Origin of the sequence: Mesorhizobium sp. B4-1-3, from assembly GCF_006439355.1 — a bacterium.
In the GTDB taxonomy this organism is placed as follows: domain Bacteria; phylum Pseudomonadota; class Alphaproteobacteria; order Rhizobiales; family Rhizobiaceae; genus Mesorhizobium.
The window spans coordinates 112126-129988 of the sequence record NZ_VFTG01000015.1 but is presented as its reverse complement, the minus strand read 5'-3'; the positions used below and the strand labels follow the sequence as shown (position 1 = coordinate 129988).

17 protein-coding genes are annotated in these 17863 nt (G+C 64.2%); 11 read left to right on the top strand and 6 right to left on the bottom strand.

The genetic code is table 11. From position 1 onward, the window contains the following. Window positions 1-195: 195 nt before the first annotated feature. From FJW06_RS19425 to FJW06_RS19410, 4 genes are all read right to left on the bottom strand, one after another. On the bottom strand, window positions 196-1080 hold the full coding sequence (locus tag FJW06_RS19425; RefSeq protein ID WP_140753822.1) for a family 16 glycosylhydrolase: 885 nt from the start codon (window positions 1078-1080) through the stop codon (window positions 196-198). 213 nt (window positions 1081-1293) lie between these two features. Then, window positions 1294-1686, bottom strand: a complete 393-nt coding sequence (locus FJW06_RS19420; RefSeq protein WP_140753821.1) for a hypothetical protein — start codon at window positions 1684-1686, stop codon at window positions 1294-1296. A 124-nt stretch (window positions 1687-1810) separates the two neighbouring features. Beyond that, the gene (locus tag FJW06_RS19415) at window positions 1811-2821 is read right to left on the bottom strand and encodes a glycosyltransferase family 2 protein (RefSeq protein WP_140753828.1); all 1011 of its coding nucleotides are present in this window, start codon (window positions 2819-2821) and stop codon (window positions 1811-1813) included. Window positions 2822-2843: 22 nt separating this feature from the next. Next, on the bottom strand, window positions 2844-4061 hold the full coding sequence (locus FJW06_RS19410) for a nucleotidyltransferase family protein (protein WP_140753820.1): 1218 nt from the start codon (window positions 4059-4061) through the stop codon (window positions 2844-2846). On the opposite strand from FJW06_RS19410, the gene FJW06_RS19405 reads away from it, so the two are divergent. The 7 genes from FJW06_RS19405 to FJW06_RS19375 all read left to right on the top strand — a co-directional run bounded on the left by FJW06_RS19405 (window position 4060) and on the right by FJW06_RS19375 (window position 10362). After that, the gene (locus FJW06_RS19405) at window positions 4060-4458 is read left to right on the top strand and encodes a hypothetical protein (protein WP_140753819.1); all 399 of its coding nucleotides are present in this window, start codon (window positions 4060-4062) and stop codon (window positions 4456-4458) included. The genes FJW06_RS19410 and FJW06_RS19405 overlap by 2 nt on opposite strands. A gap of 104 nt (window positions 4459-4562) precedes the next feature. Beyond that, window positions 4563-4715: a lasso RiPP family leader peptide-containing protein gene (locus tag FJW06_RS19400; RefSeq protein ID WP_095769314.1), complete on the top strand. Its 153-nt coding sequence runs from the start codon at window positions 4563-4565 to the stop codon at window positions 4713-4715. 155 nt (window positions 4716-4870) lie between these two features. Continuing rightward, window positions 4871-5170 (top strand): PqqD family protein, encoded by a 300-nt coding sequence (locus tag FJW06_RS19395; protein WP_140753818.1) that lies wholly within the window; start codon window positions 4871-4873, stop codon window positions 5168-5170. Between the two features lie 25 nt (window positions 5171-5195). Further along, a complete protein-coding gene (locus FJW06_RS19390; protein WP_140753817.1) occupies window positions 5196-5570 on the top strand; it encodes a lasso peptide biosynthesis B2 protein in 375 nt (124 codons plus the stop codon). A gap of 3 nt (window positions 5571-5573) precedes the next feature. Continuing rightward, the gene (locus tag FJW06_RS19385; protein WP_140753816.1) at window positions 5574-7487 is read left to right on the top strand and encodes a lasso peptide isopeptide bond-forming cyclase; all 1914 of its coding nucleotides are present in this window, start codon (window positions 5574-5576) and stop codon (window positions 7485-7487) included. After that, window positions 7484-8458 (top strand): serine kinase, encoded by a 975-nt coding sequence (locus FJW06_RS19380; RefSeq protein WP_140753815.1) that lies wholly within the window; start codon window positions 7484-7486, stop codon window positions 8456-8458. Before FJW06_RS19385 ends, FJW06_RS19380 begins: the two co-directional genes overlap by 4 nt. Window positions 8459-8466: 8 nt before the next feature. Continuing rightward, the gene (locus FJW06_RS19375; protein ID WP_140753814.1) at window positions 8467-10362 is read left to right on the top strand and encodes an ABC transporter ATP-binding protein; all 1896 of its coding nucleotides are present in this window, start codon (window positions 8467-8469) and stop codon (window positions 10360-10362) included. Here the strand turns inward: FJW06_RS19375 and FJW06_RS19370 are convergent. Then, window positions 10336-10608 (bottom strand): exopolysaccharide production repressor exox, encoded by a 273-nt coding sequence (locus tag FJW06_RS19370; RefSeq protein ID WP_140753813.1) that lies wholly within the window; start codon window positions 10606-10608, stop codon window positions 10336-10338. The two genes, FJW06_RS19375 and FJW06_RS19370, sit on opposite strands and share 27 nt — an antisense overlap. Before the next feature lie 607 nt (window positions 10609-11215). Between FJW06_RS19370 and FJW06_RS19365 the strand changes: the two genes are divergently transcribed. The 4 genes from FJW06_RS19365 to FJW06_RS19350 all read left to right on the top strand — a co-directional run bounded on the left by FJW06_RS19365 (window position 11216) and on the right by FJW06_RS19350 (window position 15775). Then, window positions 11216-11893, top strand: a complete 678-nt coding sequence (locus FJW06_RS19365) for a sugar transferase (RefSeq protein WP_140753812.1) — start codon at window positions 11216-11218, stop codon at window positions 11891-11893. A 184-nt stretch (window positions 11894-12077) separates the two neighbouring features. After that, window positions 12078-13256: a polysaccharide biosynthesis/export family protein gene (locus FJW06_RS19360; protein WP_140753811.1), complete on the top strand. Its 1179-nt coding sequence runs from the start codon at window positions 12078-12080 to the stop codon at window positions 13254-13256. A gap of 118 nt (window positions 13257-13374) precedes the next feature. Further along, window positions 13375-14466 carry an acyltransferase gene (locus tag FJW06_RS19355; protein WP_140753810.1) on the top strand — a complete coding sequence of 364 codons (1092 nt, stop codon included), beginning with the start codon at window positions 13375-13377 and terminating at the stop codon, window positions 14464-14466. Window positions 14467-14491: 25 nt separating this feature from the next. Further along, a complete protein-coding gene (locus FJW06_RS19350) occupies window positions 14492-15775 on the top strand; it encodes an O-antigen ligase (protein WP_140753809.1) in 1284 nt (427 codons plus the stop codon). Here FJW06_RS19350 and FJW06_RS19345 read toward each other — a convergent pair whose 3' ends face one another. Beyond that, entirely contained in the window at window positions 15776-17827 is a 2052-nt protein-coding gene (locus FJW06_RS19345; protein ID WP_181178435.1) for an ABC transporter permease subunit, read from the bottom strand. It lies immediately after the preceding gene. Window positions 17828-17863: the final 36 nt, after the last annotated feature.

The following is a 17863-nucleotide window of genomic DNA, read 5'->3' as shown; positions in this document are numbered from 1 at the left end:
GCCGCCTGGACGAGACCGACATAGCCAATCCCAAACACCGTCAAATTCATTCGGTTCTATTCCTGTCAAAGGCCGGGCCACAAAAGCGGCCCGGCCGGTTCAGATGTCCCCAGGCCAAACGGCCCAGTTGGTTCAGTATGATCTTATCCGAAAACCGGTTCCCACGCTGACGGTCCTTCGGTTCGGGATCATGCCTTAGTTGCTGTTACTTATGCTGCATGCCAGCGATTCCGGAAATTGGCATGGCTGGCCCAAAGCGGTGAAAGCGACGCGCTTGACCTGCATGGTCACCTTGCTGCCGGGATCGGTGAAGGCGCCCATCCAGTTGGCCAGCTTGTCACTGCCCCAAAGGCTGAAGAAGATTTTCTGCGAATGGGTCGGCAACTCGTCCGGGTTGGTCACCTCATGGACGAGCTTGCCGTTGATATACCAGCGCAGCCGGTCCTTCTCCCAGACGAAGCCGTAATCGTTGAAGCCCTTGTCGGCACCGCCTTCGACGTCGACCAGCTTGCCGTTCTTGGGCTTGCCCTGGATGTAGCTGTTGACCTGCACCTTCGACGGGTCCTTGGTGAGGACCTCGAAGTCGATCTCGTCCCAGGGCTGCTTGTCCTGCGGCCCGATATAGGAGAAGAAGGCGGCGTTGAGGCCGGAGCCGGTGCCGGTCTTCATGCGCGCCTCGTAGACCCCGTAGCCGTAGCGCTGCTTGGTCTGGATCTCGGCGCAGGCGAAATCGCGGTCCTTCAGCTTGCGCTTTTCGAAGCCTAGCGACAGCACGCCGTCGGAAAGCCGCACGAGATCCTTCGACCAGGTGCAGTTCTGATGGGCGCCGTTGGTCCAGCCGTCCGAGACGAACCAGCGGGACTGGTTGAAATTCGAGAAATTGTCGACGAAGGACGGCGCGCTTTGCAGCTCTTGCTGCGCCTCTTGCGCATGCGCGGGATGCGTGCCCGCCGCAAGGGCCGCTGCAATCGCAAACAGGGCGCCGATCGCGCCGAGCCGCAGGCTGGTTAATCCACTCCCTGGCGCATGCGACGTCGCGCAAGCCGCCACGGTGGAGGTGTTGTCGGGATCTGCGTTCATAACAAACTCACCTTGTGTTGTCCGCCCAACCCAAAGTCATTCCTGGCCCGCGCGCGGGCCGATACTGAACCTTCGCCCCCTTGAACTCCTCTAGTGCCTCGTACCGATGACGGCGCCTAACGCTCCATCAGCCTCCAAAGCGTCTCACCGTTCACAGAAACGGCGAACCGCTCAATCTCCTTGTTTCGACGCAATTCCGGACGGAAAGCCGTTTCACACCTTTCCTGGAATTGCTCTGACTGTCGCCCGCGCAGCAGGCCGATCGGAACCATCCTCGACGATCGCGTCGAGCGAATGACGCAGTTCCTTCATCAAACCTTTCTGGCGAGCGAGTTCCGCAATGCGTCGCTCGCAATTCAGGATCGAGTTGGTCATCGCGCTGACGTCCGATTCCTTGCTGGCCGATGCCGAGCCGTTCTCCATCGCCTCGACCAGAAAGGCCGCGTTGGCAGCCGTCGACTTGTAACGGTTCTCCAGCCCGGTTTTCTCAGCCTCGATCTCCGCCGCGATCTGGTCGAACAGCTTCGCCAGCCGGTCGAAACGCTGGAGATCGGTCTGCCGGTCGCGTGCCGGATCCCGGGATCTGAAGCCAAAAATCGAAGCCATCCTACCGGCCTTTCGAAATTGCTGCATTGCAACATAGACTGCCATTCCAGCAGCGACTAGGCAACATCATAGTTTTCGGAATGCGGATTTTTTGAGGGGCGGCAGCTCCCGGGACAACGCGGGATCACTCGTTCGCGGCGCTGGTTGCCGCCATCAGGAAGCGCATCGGCGGCATTTGCTGCCGCGCAACAATCCCGGTGCGGCGGAACAGCGCGTCGAGCTTGTCCGTGGCCACGCCGCGCACGATCGGGATCAAATTCGACTGGCTGGCGAAGGCGTAAGCCGCAGCCGACGCCAGCCCGCGCTCGGCTTTCACATCGAGGAAATTGCGCAGCCGGTATTTGTCGCGGACATGGCGCTCATGGCGCCGCAGCGCGGCCTTCGAGCGCTCCGGAAGGCTGTCGATCTGGAGCAGCGCCAAATCGGCATCGGCAAGGCGCTTCAAATCCTGCGTCCTGTGGCGGCCGCTCAGCGAATCGGCGCGCACGATCGCGCCATAGCCGCAGGACTTGATGATTTTGAAGCGTGCCCCGCAGGCGACAGCCCGCGCGTAGAGCTCGTAATCCTCGCCAAGCCTGAGGTTCTCGTCGTAGCTCAGCCCATGCCGTTCGAGGAAAGTCCGACTGATCACCGGCTTGAGGAAGCCCAGCTCGCCGCGCCGCACGCGGCGGCGCGAGATGTTGCCGTCGATGAAGCGCTCGAAATCGAGAAATTCCGGCTCGGCCGCGAAAGGCGGCGCTGCGACTTTGGCAAGGTCCGTCGCGGCATCGTCGCGGATCAGCATGATGTTGTCGGCGGCGAAATCCCAATCGGCGCTGGCGAAAAGCCGGCGAAAGCGACCCTCGAGGAAGAAATCGTCGGCATCGAGAATGCTGATGAAGGGCGATTTGGACGCTTGGATGGCTGCGTTGCGCGCGGCGGAAGGACCGCGATTGACGTCGAAGCGGATGACGGCAAGCCGGCCGCCGCCGTCGTCCGCAGCCAAAGCCACTTCCCGGGTGTCGTCGGTGGAGGCGTCGTCGACCACGATGACTTCGGCGACTTCCGTCTCGCGCAGCGCCGAAGCGATGGCGACGGGAATGGTGCGCGCCGCATTGCGCGCGGCGATGATGACGCAGACCCCGGAGGTCGTCATTGGCGTCGTCTCGGGCATGGGCTCACCTTTCGTTTGCATGATTAGCCGCCCCGCCCACGATTTTGATCATTTCGCCCCGCGCCGGCTCGACCGTGGCCGGGCGCTCGAAGATGCGCCGGCTGAGGTCGGCGGAGGCCGCCCAGCCGGCTTCAGCCAGGTAACGGACCGGCTCGCGGCCGCAGAGCTCCCACAGCACATGGCGGCGCTGCGGCCAGCGCAGCGACGCGAGCCACGGCGCCATGACCATGTGGAAGAGATCGGCGTTGTCGATGCGGGCCAGAATGCGGGTGGCGTGGTCCGAAAGCAGGGTGCTTGTGGCGCCGAGCAGCACGTCCGCCGCGCGCAGGCCGAGGAGCAGCGTATCCGCCAGGCCTTGTCCGGCGGCGTGATCGAGCACTCTCTGCTGCTCGGCTTCGCTCAGGCGGCCGGCGCTGGCCCTGACGTCGCAGACATAGCCGGCGCAGGGCTCGCGGTTGAAAAAGGCCTTGGCGACGCTGATAGAGGACAATAGCAGCGTGTCGGCCGCCGAGATCACCGGCATGACGGCGCCGGCCACCTCGACTTCGCGCTTGCGGCGCAGGAAGCCGTCGATGTCGCGCGGGCTCGGCGAGCCCGGCTGCTGCAGCCGATGGTGGAGGTCGACCGTCGAGGCCCTCGCGCCATCGTCGCGAACCATATGCTGCTCACCGAGGAAGCGAACCCACCAGACGGACCTGGATTTGCCGGCAACCTCGTAGCCGATCGCCCGCAACGCCTCGCGTGCTTGCCCGAAGCGCGCAGGCGAAACCAGTATGTCGACATCGCCGGAAGGTTTCATGAAATGGTCGCCATAGAGCAGATGCTGCTGGAGCGGCCCCTTGAGGAAGACGAAATCGACCCGGCTCTCGCGCAGCGCGCGATCGATGGCCATCGAGTCGCCGATGCAGGCGGCGTTCATCGACATCGTTCGCCGACGATAGCCATCGAGCCACCCGGACAATTCCCCGGGCACCGCACCCGCGGGCGCATGCTTGAGCGCCTTGAGCAGGAACACGGCGACCTTGTTCAGCCTGGCGATATCGGCGACGTTGGTCGCCGATATCGGGGCCGCCGTGACCCTCGGCGCGGGCAGATCGGCTAGACCATCCGTGATGTTGGCTCGCGGCGCGAAAAACAGCCTCAGGCAGGCCTGCACATAGGCGACCTCGTCGGCGCAGCCGGCGGCGCGCAGCCTTTCATAGGAGCCATCCTGCACCGCCATGCCCGATGTCGTTCTCCGCAAAATGCCGTCCGCGCGATTTATACCGCAACTGCGAAGAAAAGCACCGGGAAAATTCACGCGGCCGCTTATGGACGCCTTCGGGCTGGTTCAGCGCTGCAACCTAAGAGTTAGAATCATCACGCGTTCAATCACTTTTGAAGACACCACAGGCGATATCCGGTCGAGGCTGAAAAATGGCGATTTTTTTCGGCAATTTCTTCGCATGCGCGGAAATGGGTTGCATCCCCTGAAAATTACCACAAATAAACCAACGGCTTACGTAAACGGCAAAGACCTGCGGTTGAATCCCAGAGCGGTCGAGGTTTACGATAACGGTGCTCGCGGCTTGACCGCCAGGAAAGGCGAGCGCAACCAAGAATTGATTAACTGTCGGTAAATCAGGCTTGACTCATGAATGGTGCCGTGCAGCAATCGCATTGCAGCATAGCGATATGCTGGCGGCATTCTGCAGCCGCTTCCAGTCCTTAATTGGAGAGTAAAATGGAACAGAATGTTGAAAAGCATGAGTACGAAACCCCCAGCCTGACGGTTCACGGTTCTATCGAAACGATCACGCAGGGCGGTGCTGGCACGACGGCGCTTGACGCGAGCTTTCCCGCGCACACGCCGGTCGGCGAGTTGACCTTCTCTTAAAGCTTACAGGCATCCGGACGTCTAAGTTGGGCTCCGGGTGCTCTCCACCAGGTGAGCCGGGGGGCTTTTGTCCCCCGGCTTCCTGCCGAGGATCGCCGGCAACCGATCCACGGCGAAAGACCCAAGGGCGCGGTGGCCAGCAACGAGGTTGTAGCATGGAGTGGAACCCCTCGGACCACGATCGGGTGGTCGCGACCGGCGAGGCGGTCGCATGTGAATTTGGCGCCGGACTGGCGCTGCTCCACCTCAAATCCAACGTCTATTACAGCCTGAACGGCGTCGGCGCCTTCATCTGGGAGCAGATCCAGGAGCCGCGATCGATCCTCGATATCCGCAGCGCCGTGCTTGCGCGCTACGATGTCGATGCCGAGCGCTGCAAGGCCGATGTCGAGGGCTTGCTCAGGGGGCTGAGCGAGGTAGGGCTTGCGAGGCTCCATCGTGAGGAACTGGTCTAGGCTCCGCTCGCTGAGTGGCCGGGAGATGCTGTTTCTGGCGCGCTGCCTGATGGTGGTGAGCGCGGTGCGGCTCGCGCTGACGCTGTCCTCCTACAACCGTGTCCGCGGCGCGGTCACGCGGTTGGATGCCACGCATGACGCCAGCGTCGCCGATCTGCGGCTTGTCGCTTGGGGCGTCGCCGCCGCCGCGCGGCTCGTGCCGGGCGCCACGTGCCTCACCCAGGCGCTGGCCGGGCAATATCTGCTGGCCCGCCAGGGCAACGCCTCGAAGATCAGCATCGGCATCGAAAAAGGCACCGGCAGCACCCTCAAGGCGCATGCCTGGCTGATGAGCGGCAACCACATCGTGCTCGGCGGCTCGGTCAACGGCTTTGCCCACCTGGTCGACCATGGGTCGTGACCAATGAGCGGCGTCGCCGGAATCGTGCATGACGACAATGGCCGGCCCGCCGGGGCCGGCGATATCCAGGAGATGCTTTCGCGCATGCGCCACCGCGCCCGCGACGGCAGTTCATGGTGGACCGACGGCGGCGTGGCGCTCGGCCATGCCTGGCTCGACACGACCGGAGAGGACGGCCCCGGGCCGCTGACGATGGCCGGCGGCAAGCTCGCCATCGCCGCCGACTGCCGGCTGGACAACCGCGATGAGCTTCTGGCGCGGCTCGGCCAGCGCGACCGGTCGATGGCCGACGCGGCGCTCGTCATGCGCGCCTATCTCAAATGGGGCGAGGCCTGCCCGGCCTATCTGCAGGGCGATTTCGCCTTCGCGATATGGGATGGCGAGCGCCGGGCGCTGTTTTGCGCGCGCGACCATTTTGGCGTCAAACCCTTCTATTACCATGCGACCGGCAAACGCTTTGCGTTCGCCTCGGAGATCGGGCCTATCCTGGCGCTGGACGGCGTCGGCAGGCGCCTCAGCGAACACCAGATTTCCGGTTTCCTCGCCGGCCTGCCGGACGATCCGCAGGCCACGCCCTATGCCGAGATCTTCCGCCTGCCGGCACGGCACAGCATGATGGTGGCGGACCGACAGGTGGCGCTGCGGCGCTACTGGCAGATCGAGCCATCGCAACGGCCGCCGCGCTCGGACGCGGCCGAGGAATTCAGGCATCTCTTCGCGCAATCGGTGGAAAACCGCATGCGCGGCGCGCCGGCCGTCGGCGCCATGCTGAGCGGCGGGCTCGATTCCTCCTCGATCGCCTGCGTTGCCGGTCTTCGCGCGGCGGCGCAGCGCAACGCAAAGCTCAAGACCTTCTCGCTGGTCTTCGACAAGGGCTCGCCGATGGACGAGAAGCCGTTCATCGATGCGGTGCTTGCCGACAATCCGCTCGACGCCACCCTGATTGCGGTGGGCAATTACGCGCCCTTCGCCGAGTTCGAGCGCATCCTGGAAGAGCAGGAGGGCACGTTCCTGGCGCCCGGCCTGTCTTTGACCCGCGACCTTTACCGCATGGCGGGCGCCAAGGGTGTCAAAGTGCTTCTCGACGGGCATGGTGGCGACGAGGTCGTCTCACAGGGCCATGGACACCTTCACGAGCTCGCCAATGCCGGCAGGTGGCTGGAGCTCTGGCGCGAATTGCGCAGCGCCGCCAACACCTATGGCGAGGGCATGCTCTCCCTCTACTTCAAGTTCCTGACCATCTATGGGCCGGCCTGGCGGATCGCCAGGATGAGGTCGATGGCCAAACGCATTGTCGGCAAGGCGCGGCGCAGGCCGGCGCCTGTACCGCGCGCGGCATGGACGGGCCTGGTCAACCCGGAGCTTGCCAGGCGCACAGACCTTGCCGAGCGTTTCCATCGCAGCGGCTACATGCCCGCCTCCGTTGCCGCCAGCGAAGCGCTGACGCATCGCTGGCTTCTGTCCGCCGGGCTGGTGCCGCACGCCTTCGAAGTGCTCGACAAGGCGGCCGCCAATTTCGGGGTCGAGCCGCGCTATCCGTTCTGGGACAAGCCGCTCGTCGAATTCTGCTTGGCGCTGCCCGGCGAGGAAAAGCTCAGGGACGGCTTCGGCCGCCATGTGCTGCGCCGGGCCATGCAAGGCGTCCTGCCGCCGGCGGTGCAATGGCGGCGCGACAAGATCGATTTCACCGCCAATCTGGTCAAAGGCATGCTCGGCAACCATCGAGAGCTTCTGGACAGGCTTTTGATATCGGACAGCGAGCGGATCGCGCCCTATGTCAACCTGCCCGAAGTGAACGCGGTCTATGAGCGCCTGCTCAGCCAGCCCGAGCAGGCGACGCTGCCCGACGTCCAGCATGTCTGGCGCTCGGTTTCGCTGTCGTTGTGGCTGCGGCAAGTCCAAGGAAGCCCTGCATGAACCTTCCGATCGCCTCCCTTGCGCGGCCAGAGCCCGCGACCGCGGCGCCGGGCGGACGGGTCCGCCATTTCTACAAGGCCTACGGGCTGATCGTCCGTTCGGAAGTGGCCCTGCCGGAACTGGAGCCGGCGGCGCCGGCGACGCCGGACCTGGAGATCGCGGTCGGGCCGGTCGACTTCCCCGACGCCGCATCGCCGGGCGCCACGGCGTTCCGGTTCGAGTCCACGCGCCAGTATCTTTCCTGGCAGGCGGTCGGCACCTTCATGATCAGCAGCGTCAAGCGGATCGACGTCGATCCGGCGCCAGGGGTAGACGACCCGCTGCTTGCGTTTCCGCTGCTCGGGCCGGTGATGGCGCTCGCGCTACATCGGCGCGGGCTGCTCGTTCTCCATGCCAGCGCCATTGCCGTCGGCGGCAAGAGCGTGATCTTCATGGGCGACAAGGGGGCCGGCAAGTCGACGACGGCGGGCGCGATGATCCGCGCCGGCCACCGCCTGCTCACCGACGACGTCGTGGCGCTGGACTTATCCGATCCCGAGCGGCCGATCATCCTGCCCGGATTTCCGCAGCTCAAGCTCGCCGCGGATGCGGCCGGCGCCATTCACCTCGAGCAGGCGGAGGTACGCCCGCAGGTGCATCCGCAAATCGACAAAGCGCAGCACCGGCTGCGCGACGGGTTTGCCGCCGAAGCAGTGCCGGTGTCGCGCCTCTATGTGCTCGAGCGCGGCGGTCGGGCGGCGATCTCGCCGCTGACCGGCGCCGCCGCACTGCCGGCGGTCATCAAATTCTCCTACATCACGCGGTTCGGCCGGCAGGCGCTGCGGGACGATTCCGCCTCGGTGCATCTCGGCCAATGCGCGCAGGTCGCCGGGCGGGTCGGCCTCAGCCGCCTCGAAGTGCCGGCCGGGCTCGCCCGGATCGACGAGGCGGTCGCCGCGATCGAAACCGACCTGGCGTCGGGGACAAGGTGAACCAAGGCATGGGCTGGTCCTCGAAGCTTCGCCTGTCCTTCTTCCGGGATGTCGCCGGCTTCGGCGCGATGATGGCGCATGTCGGCGGACGGCGTACGGCGACGGCGCTTGCCTTCCTGGTCCTGGGAAGTCTCACCGAAGGCGCCTCGATCCTGCTGCTCGTGCCGCTGCTGCGCCTGATCGGCAAGGCCGAGCAGGATTACGCGGTTCGGGTGCCGGAGGCTCTCCATTGGCTGGTGCCCGGCGGAACGCTGTCGCTCGCCACCGTGCTTTCACTGCTCGTCGCGCTGGTGACGCTGCAAGCGATTTTCAACCGCTTCAAGTCGGTCTACATGGCGCGACTGCTCTATGACTTCGTCAACCGCGTGCGCATGGACCTCTTCGAGAGCGTCGGCAAGGCGCGCTGGGGCGTGTTCACCCGCATCCGCAGCTCCGATCTCGACCATGCGCTGAACGGCGACGTCGACCGGGTGCAGGTCGCGGCCTTCTCGCTGCTCATGCTCACCCAGGCCACGCTGCTTCTCACCGGCTATCTCGTGGTCTCGCTCTTCATCTCGCCGGTGATGACATGCTTTGCCATTTTCATCGGCCTGGTGCTGCTGATCGCCTTGCAGCCATTCAGGGCGCGCGCCAGCGCCTATGGCCGGACGCTGACCGGCAACCGCCAGGACCAATACCGCACGGTCTCCGAGTTTCTCGGCGGCATCAAGGTGGCCAAGAGCCTGAATGTCGAGGCAAGCTATTTTGCCGAGCTCGGCGCGACGCTGGACAGGATGAAGTCAGACAACATCGCCTTCGTCCGCAACTCTTCGCTCGGCACCGCGCTGTTCCAGGTCACGAGCGTGATCGGGCTCAGCCTGTTCATCTATATCGCGCTGGTCGGCTTCCACCTGTCGCTAGCCGAGATCGTCGTGCTGCTCCTGGTCTTCATGCGCGTCGCGCCACGGTTCATGGATATGCAGCTCCAGACCCAGCAGGTGCTGATCAACCTGCCGGCCTATGCTTCGATGCAAAGCCTCCAGGCCCGTTTCGACGCAGAGCGCGAGCCGGAAGAAAGCGCGGCCGAACAGGGTGCGAAACTCTCGCTCGAGACCGGCCTCAACGTCCGCGATGTCTCCTTCGCCTATGGCGAAGGCGACGGGCACCCGGTGGTCAGCGACATCACCTTCGGCCTGCCGGCCGGCAAGGTGACGGCATTGATCGGCCCTTCCGGCTCGGGCAAGAGCACGATCGCCGACATGCTGCTGGGCCTGCTCGAACCAACCAGCGGCCGGATCCTGGCCGACGGCGTGGAGATCACCGCCCGGAACCGCAGGGCCTGGCGCGATCAGGTCGCCTATGTGCCGCAGGACGTGTTCCTACTGCACGACACGATCGCCGCCAATCTGCGCCTTGCAGCACCCGGGGCCAGCGACGACGAGCTCTGGGCGGCGTTGCGCAACGCGCATGCGGCCGATTTCGTCGAGCGGCTGGCATTGCGGCTCGATACGGTGGTGGGCGACCGCGGTGTCCGGCTCTCCGGCGGCGAGCGGCAGCGCGTCGCCCTGGCGCGGGCGTTGCTGCGCAAGCCTTCGCTGCTCATCCTCGACGAGGCAACGAGCGCGCTCGACTGGCAGAATCAATCGCTGATCGCCCAATCGATCGAGGCGCTGCGTGGCCAAATGACGATTCTGACCATCGCGCACCGGCCATCGATGATCGCCTTCGCCGACTGGGTCGTGGCCATCGAGAACGGGCGCATCGTCGAGGTCGGGCAATATCGGCGGCTGAAGGCAAAAGCCGGCAGCCGTCTTGCCAGGATGCTATCGGGCGAACAGGCCGAGCGCGACACCGCGCCCGCGGTCGGGGCCGAACCGGTCCCGGCGCCGGTCGAACGGTCAGTGGAGGCTGCGCCTGGCGCTTAGCTTTTCGCCTTCGGCGACCTTGTTCAGGATCGCGCCACGGTCGGCTTCACGGATCTTCTCCGCCGATGTCGGCGTGGCTCTGCCGACCATGGCGAAGACCAGAAGGAAATAGCCCGCCTGGATGATTACGGCGCAAACGATGGCGCGCAAGACGATGGTGCCCGCCGATGCGCCGTCGAAATACGACCAGCCGATGACGATCGCGAGCGCGAACATCATGCCGATGATGAATTTTGGCAGAGACATGTTCGCCGGTCCTTCAACCGAGACGAGCATGCAGAAGCTGCGACTTACCCACCCGCGTAACTCCCCGTTGCGCCAAAGAGCTCTTTGTGGCTGCCCAATCCGGCCGGTTGCTTCCGGCCTTCCTTACCAGTGCAGATTATGACAGGAATATTTTGCGACTCTATTAAGGCGGGTCGGCCGGAGCAAGGCCCGACAGGTATGGTTTCCAAGGATTTTACGAGATCGACTCGGCCATGCTGCGACGCACACTGTGGCTCCGCCCGCTATTCAATGCGGCGCCCGCTGCCTCAGTAGAATTCACCACTTTGATTAGTATTTTATGTGGATGACTTACCACAGCGAGTGCTTCCCACGGCCTACAACCGCGTTTCTTCTGCAGCAAAGAACGCACTGTCCAAAAACGGCCCAAAAGGTGGACTACATTTTCCAAGTTTCCCTTCACCTTGTCATAAACGTGCCACAAAGGTGAGAATTTGGGCAGGGCAGGTTTATTATTTAGTCAATTCATGACGTGAACATTTCAGCGCGATGGGAAATTGTGTGTTGCGCTGCAGCATTTTTTTGATATCTTGCCGTAAACCATCCGTTCAACGTATGGAGCTTCTGCATGAGGGACGTCGCCAAGTCGGCTAATGCGGGTTTTGCGCAGGTCGGCGTTGATTTTCCACCCCCCATCGGCGGTCTAATCAAACGCAGCTTCGACATCGTCGGTTCCCTGGCAGGGCTGATTCTGCTCAGCCCGCTTTTCCTGATGGTCGCCCTGCTGGTCAAGCTTTCGGACAACGGTCCGATCTTTTACGGCCACAAGCGGATCGGCCGCGGCGGCAGGATTTTCTCCTGCCTCAAATTCCGCACCATGGTTCCGGACGGCGAGCGCGTGCTCGCCGCCTATCTGGCGACCAATCCTGAAGCCAATGCCGAATGGATCGCGACGCGCAAGCTGAAGAACGATCCGCGCGTCACCCGCGTCGGTGCGGTGCTTCGCAAGCTCAGCCTCGACGAGCTGCCGCAGATCCTCAACATCCTGCAGGGCGACATGAGCCTTGTCGGCCCGCGCCCGGTCGTGCGCGACGAACTGGAGATCTATGGCAGCGCCGCTGTCTATTACCTGAAGTCGCGCCCGGGTCTCACCGGGCTGTGGCAGGTGAGCGGCCGCAACGACGTATCCTACGACACGCGTGTCGCCTTCGACCGCCACTATGTCGAGAACTGGTCGTTGTTCGAGGACATTCGCATCATCTTCAAGACGGTTCCTGCCGTGTGGATGTCGCGCGGCAGCTATTGACCGACGGGCCAGCCCCGCCGACGGCGGGGCAGGCATCCGAAAGTGATCTCATCGGGCGGATGGGCCAAAGCGGATCGGAAACGTTCATTTGACAAAAGACCTCTTCGGACTGTCTTTCGCCTGCAGTCTCATACTCCGGACACCAGCCCGCGTCGCGGGCTTCTTGCTTGCGGCGTCGCTGGCCATGCCGCAATTGGCTGCTGCTGGCGATTATCAGCTTGGCCCTCTGGACAAGCTCAACATCCGCGTCGCCGAATGGCAGACGGTCGACGGCACGTTCCGCGACTGGTCGGCCATCAATGGCGAGTATTCCATCGGCCCGGGCGGGACGCTCTCGGTGCCGTTCGTCGGCGACATGCAGGCCGCCGGCAAGACGACGGCGCAGATCGCTTCGGCGATCGGGCTCGCGCTGCAGCGTAAGCTGGCGCTGCCAGACAAGCCGGAAGCCTCGGTCGAGATGGCGCAGTTCCGGCCGTTCTACATTTCAGGCGAGGTCCAGAACCCCGGCCAGTTCCCCTTCGTGCCCGATCTGACCGTGCTCAAGGCAGTCAGCATCGCCGGCGGCATAAGGCGCAACGCCGATTATGGGCCCCAACTCGGCAAGGATCTGATCACCGCCAAGGGCAGCTTCGACATCTATGACGACCAGCGTATCCGCCTGCTCGTCAAGCGAGCCAGAATCGACGCCGACCTCGCCGGGAAGACGAGTTTCGAGGTGCCGAAGGAGATCGAGGGCGATCCGAGACTGCCGACCATCGTCGCCGACGAGATGGCGATCCTGGTCTCCGACCAGAAATCGCTGAAGCTGAAGCTCGATGCCCTCGACGATCTGAAAGGCGTCCTGCAGTCGGAAATCGAATCGCTGCAGAAGAAGATCACCAACCAGCAGAAACAGGTCGACCTGGCCGAAAAGCAGGCCGACAGCATCGGTCCGCTGGCGCAGAAGGGTCTGGTCGCCAATGCGCGGCTGCTTTCCTCGCAACAGTCGGTCACCGACCTGCAGGGCAAGATCCTAGACTACGAGACGGCCATCCTCACCGCCAAGCAGTCGATCAGCAAGGCGGAGCAGGACGCCATCGACGCGAGGAACTCGCTCAACTCCACCCTTACCGCCAACCGCCAGCAGACGGAGGCCGACCTGAACGAGGCGACGTTGAAGGCCGGCATGCAGAAGGGCCTGATCGCGCAGGCGTCGGACCCCGCGACGGCGGCCAGCATGACCGGTGACCAGGAGCCGACCCTGCTCTATTCGCTGGTGCGCGTTGCCGACGGAAAGACGAGCGAGGTCGAGGCCAAGGAAGACACGCCCGTCCTGCCGGGCGACGTGATCAAGGTGAAGCTGGCGCCGACGGCCAGCCAATAGTGCCGCCGGCCCGATGCTTGCCCGAAGCGAGCCGGAACGGAGGCGGGAGGGACAAGCCAGGCTCGTTCGCGTTACGGCGCGGGCGGGCGATCTGTTTTGGACCGCTTGAAGGCATAACATGCAGCCCGCAGCTCCGCGTCACGTCTATCTGAACCTCGACGCCATCCGAGGCGTGGCGGCAATCAGCGTCATGCTCTACCACTTCTCGCCGTTCCTGGCCGACGGCAAGATGCTGCCGTCGAGCTATCTCGCGGTCGATCTGTTCTTCCTGCTCAGCGGCTTCGTCATCGCGCATGCCTATGACCGCAAGATCGAGAACGGCATGGGCTTCGGCTCCTTCGTAGCGATCCGCCTGATCCGGCTCTATCCGCTTTATCTCGCCGGCACGCTGCTCGGCTTCTTCTATCTGCTGGTCAAGAACAGGCTGATGCCGGCCGAGTATATGCCCCTGTCCGAGATCGGCATGCAGCTGACGACCGGCATGCTGTTCATCCCGCTGGTCAGCGACGCCTATCACACGATCTTCCCGCTCAATCCGGCATCGTGGTCGCTGTTCTTCGAGCTTATCGTCAACATCGCCTATGTCGTGGTCTTCGTGCTGCTGACACGGCGCGTGCTGACGGGGATCGTCGCCGTCAGCCTGGTGCTGCTCGTCATCGCCTCGGCCCTCGCCGGCACGCTGGATTTCGGCATGACCGGCAGCACCATCCTCAGCGGCTTGCCGCGCGTGACATTCTCCTTCTTCCTCGGCGTGCTGCTCTGCCGATCGATGGCGGGCTGGCAAGGCAGCCTCGGCTACCTGCGGCGCGGGCTCTGGGTCGAGGGCGCGATTCTGCTCACCCTTGCCGTCTTCGCCATCGCGCCTGGTGGTGGCGCGCGTGTGGCCTACGACCTCGCGGCCATCGTCATCGTCTTTCCGCTCATGGTGATGACCGGCGCGGTGGCGCCGACCGCGCCGGTTCTGTCCGGCTTCTATGGCTGGCTCGGGCGGATTTCCTACCCGATCTACATCATCCACACGCCGATGCTGATGATCATCGCCGGAGCCGGCAAGGCCTTCTCGATCGACCCGTTCGCGCATCATCCCTGGTTCGGCATCGTGATGGCGGTCTTGGTCATCATCATCGCCGACATCGCCACGCGCATCTATGACGAACCGGTGCGGCGCTTCCTGCAGCGGCAGATGCAGCGCGCCCGGGCCGTAGCGTAGAGAACGGCCCACGGATAAATCAGGTATGAAGATTCCCAAATCCATCTTGATCGATCCCGATCGCAACGAGACCTACGGCGTCTTCGCGGTCGCGGTTTCCATGGTCGCCTTCGCCTACTCGCCCAATTTCGGGCAGATCCTGATCCTGGCCTACTACGCCGTCTGGCTGCCGCTGCTGTTCGTCGACTACCGGCGCTTCACCTGGAGACTTTCCAGTGCCTGGCTGCCCATTCTGCTAGCCACCTATATCTGCTTCTCGGTGTTCTGGTCCCAGGCGGCGGGCATCAGCGCGCGCGCGGGAGTGCAGTATGCCTCGCATATCATCTGCGCCTATGTCGCGGCGCGCACCATCAGTGTGCGCACGCTGGTGGTGGGCTCGCTGATCGGCGTCTTCGTCGTCCTGCTTTATTCCCTGAAGGTCGGCGCTTACGCGCTCGACACGCTCGACGGCACGGTCAATTTCGTCGGCGCCTTCGGCTCAAAAAACCAGATCGGCTTCTTCTCCTCGCTCGGCATCTTCTTCTGCCTTGCGTTCCTGGCCTTCTACCGGCGCAACTGGCTGGGCTTCGTGTGGACTGCGCCGATCATGCTTCTGTCGGTCTACATGCTGGCCATCGCCCATTCGGCGACGTCGGTCGCCTCGCTGCCGGCGGTGATCGGCATCGTGATGCTGCTCACCATGACCAAGGTCTTGTCGCTGCGCTATCGCCGCGTGCTGTTCATCGTCGGCGCCGGCGCGCTGGTGACGGGCGTCGCGGCGGCGCTCAACCTCGGCCTGCTGGATGTCGTGCTCGGCATCTTCGGCAAGGATTCGACGCTCACCGGCCGCACCTATCTGTGGGAGCAGGGCTGGGAGGCGGCGCAGCAGCATCCGCTGCTCGGCTATGGCTATGCCGCCTACTGGGTGCAAGGCTTTGCCGATCCTGAACGGCTGTGGGCGGAATTCTACATCTCGACCCGCTCCGGCTTCCACTTCCACAACACCTATGTCGAGACCCTGGTCGAGATCGGCTTCATTGGAGTCACCCTGCTGGCGCTGGTGATCCTGCGCTCTTTCTACGGTCATGTGTCGAAAGTGGTGTTCGGCGAATGGAACGCCGATTCGGTGGCGCTTGCCGGCGCGGTCGGGCTGATGCTGATCCGCTCCTTTTTCGAGGTCGAGATGCTCGGCCCCTACTTCATGGCGTCCTTCATCGTCTATTATGGCCTGTTCACGCTGACCCCATTGCCGGCTTTTCGGCGCCGCAGGTTGGCCATACCAGCCGAGGATGAGAGGCCTGCCAACGGACGCATGCCGGCGCCTGTCTGATCAGTGTGAAGCGGCGGCCGAACGCGCAACGGCTGCCTGGATCAACCGGTCGGCGAGGATCGCCAGGAAAGCGATCGACAGGCCGGCGATCAGGCCCATGCCGGCATCGGCCTTGCCGAGCGCGACATAGACCGCCTGGCCAAGATCGCGCGTGCCGACAAGGGCGGCGATGGCCAGCATCGACAGCGCCGCCATGATGGTCTGGTTGAGGCCAAGCATGACGACCGGCAAAGCAAGCGGCAGCTTGGCCTGCAGCAGAGTCTGCATCGGCGTTGCGCCCATCTGCTCGACCGCCTCGACGACGTCGGGGCGGACATGCCGCAGCCCGTGCTCGACATAGCGGATCGGCGGCACGATGGCGTAGAGCATGATGGCGATCAGCGCCGTGAACTCGCCGACCTTGAAGAACATCAGCGCCGGGATGAGGAAGACGAATTGCGGCATGGTCTGCAACGCATCGCAGATCGGTTTCAGGATATGCGAGACGTGATCGCTATGCGCCGCCCATGTGCCGAGCGCGCCGCCGACCAGAAGGCAAAGCAGGACCGCCAGCGTGCAGAGATAGAGCGACTGCACCAGTTGCGGCCATAGCCCGTTGACCAGAATCAGCCCGAAGCCGACAAGCGCGAAAAAACCGAGCCGCGGCCCGCCCACCTGGCCGGCAAGCAAGGCGACGGCAAGGATGAAGACAGGCCAGGGGAGATCGAGAAAGCCGGTATAGAGAACAAGGCCGGCAGCCAGCACGGCCAGTGCCCCGCGCCAACCGAAGCTGCGCAGCGCCAACACGGCCAAGGCCAGCACCAGGACGAGATAGGCGGCGAGCACCGACGATGGCAATGAGAAGCCCCACATTGCCGGCGTCGCCGAGCCGGCAATGCCGACGCGCATCGGCAGAAGCAGGCAGTAGAGCACCGCATTACGCACACCGTTGAAGAACCAGGCGTAGTCGCGCACGAGCCCCAGCAGCCATTGGTTGACGGCGCCCATCTGCATGCGTAGCCCGGTTTCCGGCAGAAGCATCGCATCGGGCGCGGCCAGTCGGATGACGATGGCGAGAGCCAGCGCGACCGCCAGCGACAGGGCGAGCCGGCGCTGCGTCATCCAGCGCATGGCGGGCGTCGGCCCGGTCTCCGGCGCCTTGGCGTAGCCGATGGTGAGGCGGTCGATGAGGATGGCGAGCAGCGCAATGACCAGGCCGGAGAGGATGCTCTGGCCGAACTCGGCCTTGCGCATCGAGGAGAGCACCTCCCAGCCGATGTCCTCGAAGCCGCCGATGATGGCGGCGACGATGACCATCGACAGCGCCGCCATCGTCGTCTGGTTGAAGCCGACGAGAAGCTGCGGCAGCGCCGTCGGCACCTCGACCTGCCAGAATTGCTGGCGGCGCGTGCAGCCGCTCATCAGGCCGGCCTCGCTGATCGCCGCCGGCACGCGGTCCAGCCCGAGCATGGTGTTGCGCACCATCGGCGGCGTCGCGTAGATCGCCGAGGCGATCAGCCCGACCACCGGACCGAAGCCGAACAGGAGCAGGAGCGGAATGAGATAGGCGAAGGCCGGCACCGTCTGCATCAGGTCGAGCGCGCCATTGAGCACCGGACGCCAGCGCGGCCGGGCGTAACCCAGAACGCCAAGCAGGAAGCCGAGCACGGTCGAGATCGGGACCGCCAGCAGCACCAGCGCCAGTGTGTTCATGCTCTGCGCCCAGTAGCCGGCGAGCAGGATATAGGCGAGCGTGGCGAGCGCGAAGACCGCCAGCCGCTCGCCGCTCGACTTCAGCGCAAGGGCGGCGACAGCCAGCATCACCGCCGGCCAGGGTAGCCAGGCGAGCGCCAGCCGCGCGCCGCGCATCGGCGCATCGAGCAGGACGGAGAGCGCCCGGAAGCCCGGCTGGATGACAGCGACGACAATGTCGGTCACCGCGTTGATGTAAGTGGCCAGCGGCAGCGTCCATTGCTTGGGGAAATTGACCAGCCAGGGAAGCTCGTTTTTGAGAAGCAGGCAAAGCCCCGCCAGCACGGCCAGACCGCACCAAGGCAGAAGCGCCGGTTCCACTACGAACCGCAAGGAGGGCCGAAATGCCGCGGCCGG

Coding starts and splice junctions, on each gene's coding strand:
- FJW06_RS19350 (WP_140753809.1), top strand. CDS start 14,492: ATGAAGATTCCCAAATCCATCTTGATCGATCCCGATCGCAACGAGACC.
- FJW06_RS19410 (WP_140753820.1), bottom strand. CDS start 4,061: ATGGCGGTGCAGGATGGCTCCTATGAAAGGCTGCGCGCCGCCGGCTGC.
- FJW06_RS19380 (WP_140753815.1), top strand. CDS start 7,484: ATGAACCTTCCGATCGCCTCCCTTGCGCGGCCAGAGCCCGCGACCGCG.
- FJW06_RS19355 (WP_140753810.1), top strand. CDS start 13,375: ATGCAGCCCGCAGCTCCGCGTCACGTCTATCTGAACCTCGACGCCATC.
- FJW06_RS19390 (WP_140753817.1), top strand. CDS start 5,196: ATGCTGTTTCTGGCGCGCTGCCTGATGGTGGTGAGCGCGGTGCGGCTC.
- FJW06_RS19375 (WP_140753814.1), top strand. CDS start 8,467: ATGGGCTGGTCCTCGAAGCTTCGCCTGTCCTTCTTCCGGGATGTCGCC.
- FJW06_RS19365 (WP_140753812.1), top strand. CDS start 11,216: ATGAGGGACGTCGCCAAGTCGGCTAATGCGGGTTTTGCGCAGGTCGGC.
- FJW06_RS19385 (WP_140753816.1), top strand. CDS start 5,574: ATGAGCGGCGTCGCCGGAATCGTGCATGACGACAATGGCCGGCCCGCC.
- FJW06_RS19415 (WP_140753828.1), bottom strand. CDS start 2,821: ATGACGACCTCCGGGGTCTGCGTCATCATCGCCGCGCGCAATGCGGCG.
- FJW06_RS19405 (WP_140753819.1), top strand. CDS start 4,060: ATGCCCGATGTCGTTCTCCGCAAAATGCCGTCCGCGCGATTTATACCG.
- FJW06_RS19395 (WP_140753818.1), top strand. CDS start 4,871: ATGGAGTGGAACCCCTCGGACCACGATCGGGTGGTCGCGACCGGCGAG.
- FJW06_RS19420 (WP_140753821.1), bottom strand. CDS start 1,686: ATGGCTTCGATTTTTGGCTTCAGATCCCGGGATCCGGCACGCGACCGG.
- FJW06_RS19400 (WP_095769314.1), top strand. CDS start 4,563: ATGGAACAGAATGTTGAAAAGCATGAGTACGAAACCCCCAGCCTGACG.
- FJW06_RS19370 (WP_140753813.1), bottom strand. CDS start 10,608: ATGTCTCTGCCAAAATTCATCATCGGCATGATGTTCGCGCTCGCGATC.
- FJW06_RS19425 (WP_140753822.1), bottom strand. CDS start 1,080: ATGAACGCAGATCCCGACAACACCTCCACCGTGGCGGCTTGCGCGACG.
- FJW06_RS19360 (WP_140753811.1), top strand. CDS start 12,078: ATGCCGCAATTGGCTGCTGCTGGCGATTATCAGCTTGGCCCTCTGGAC.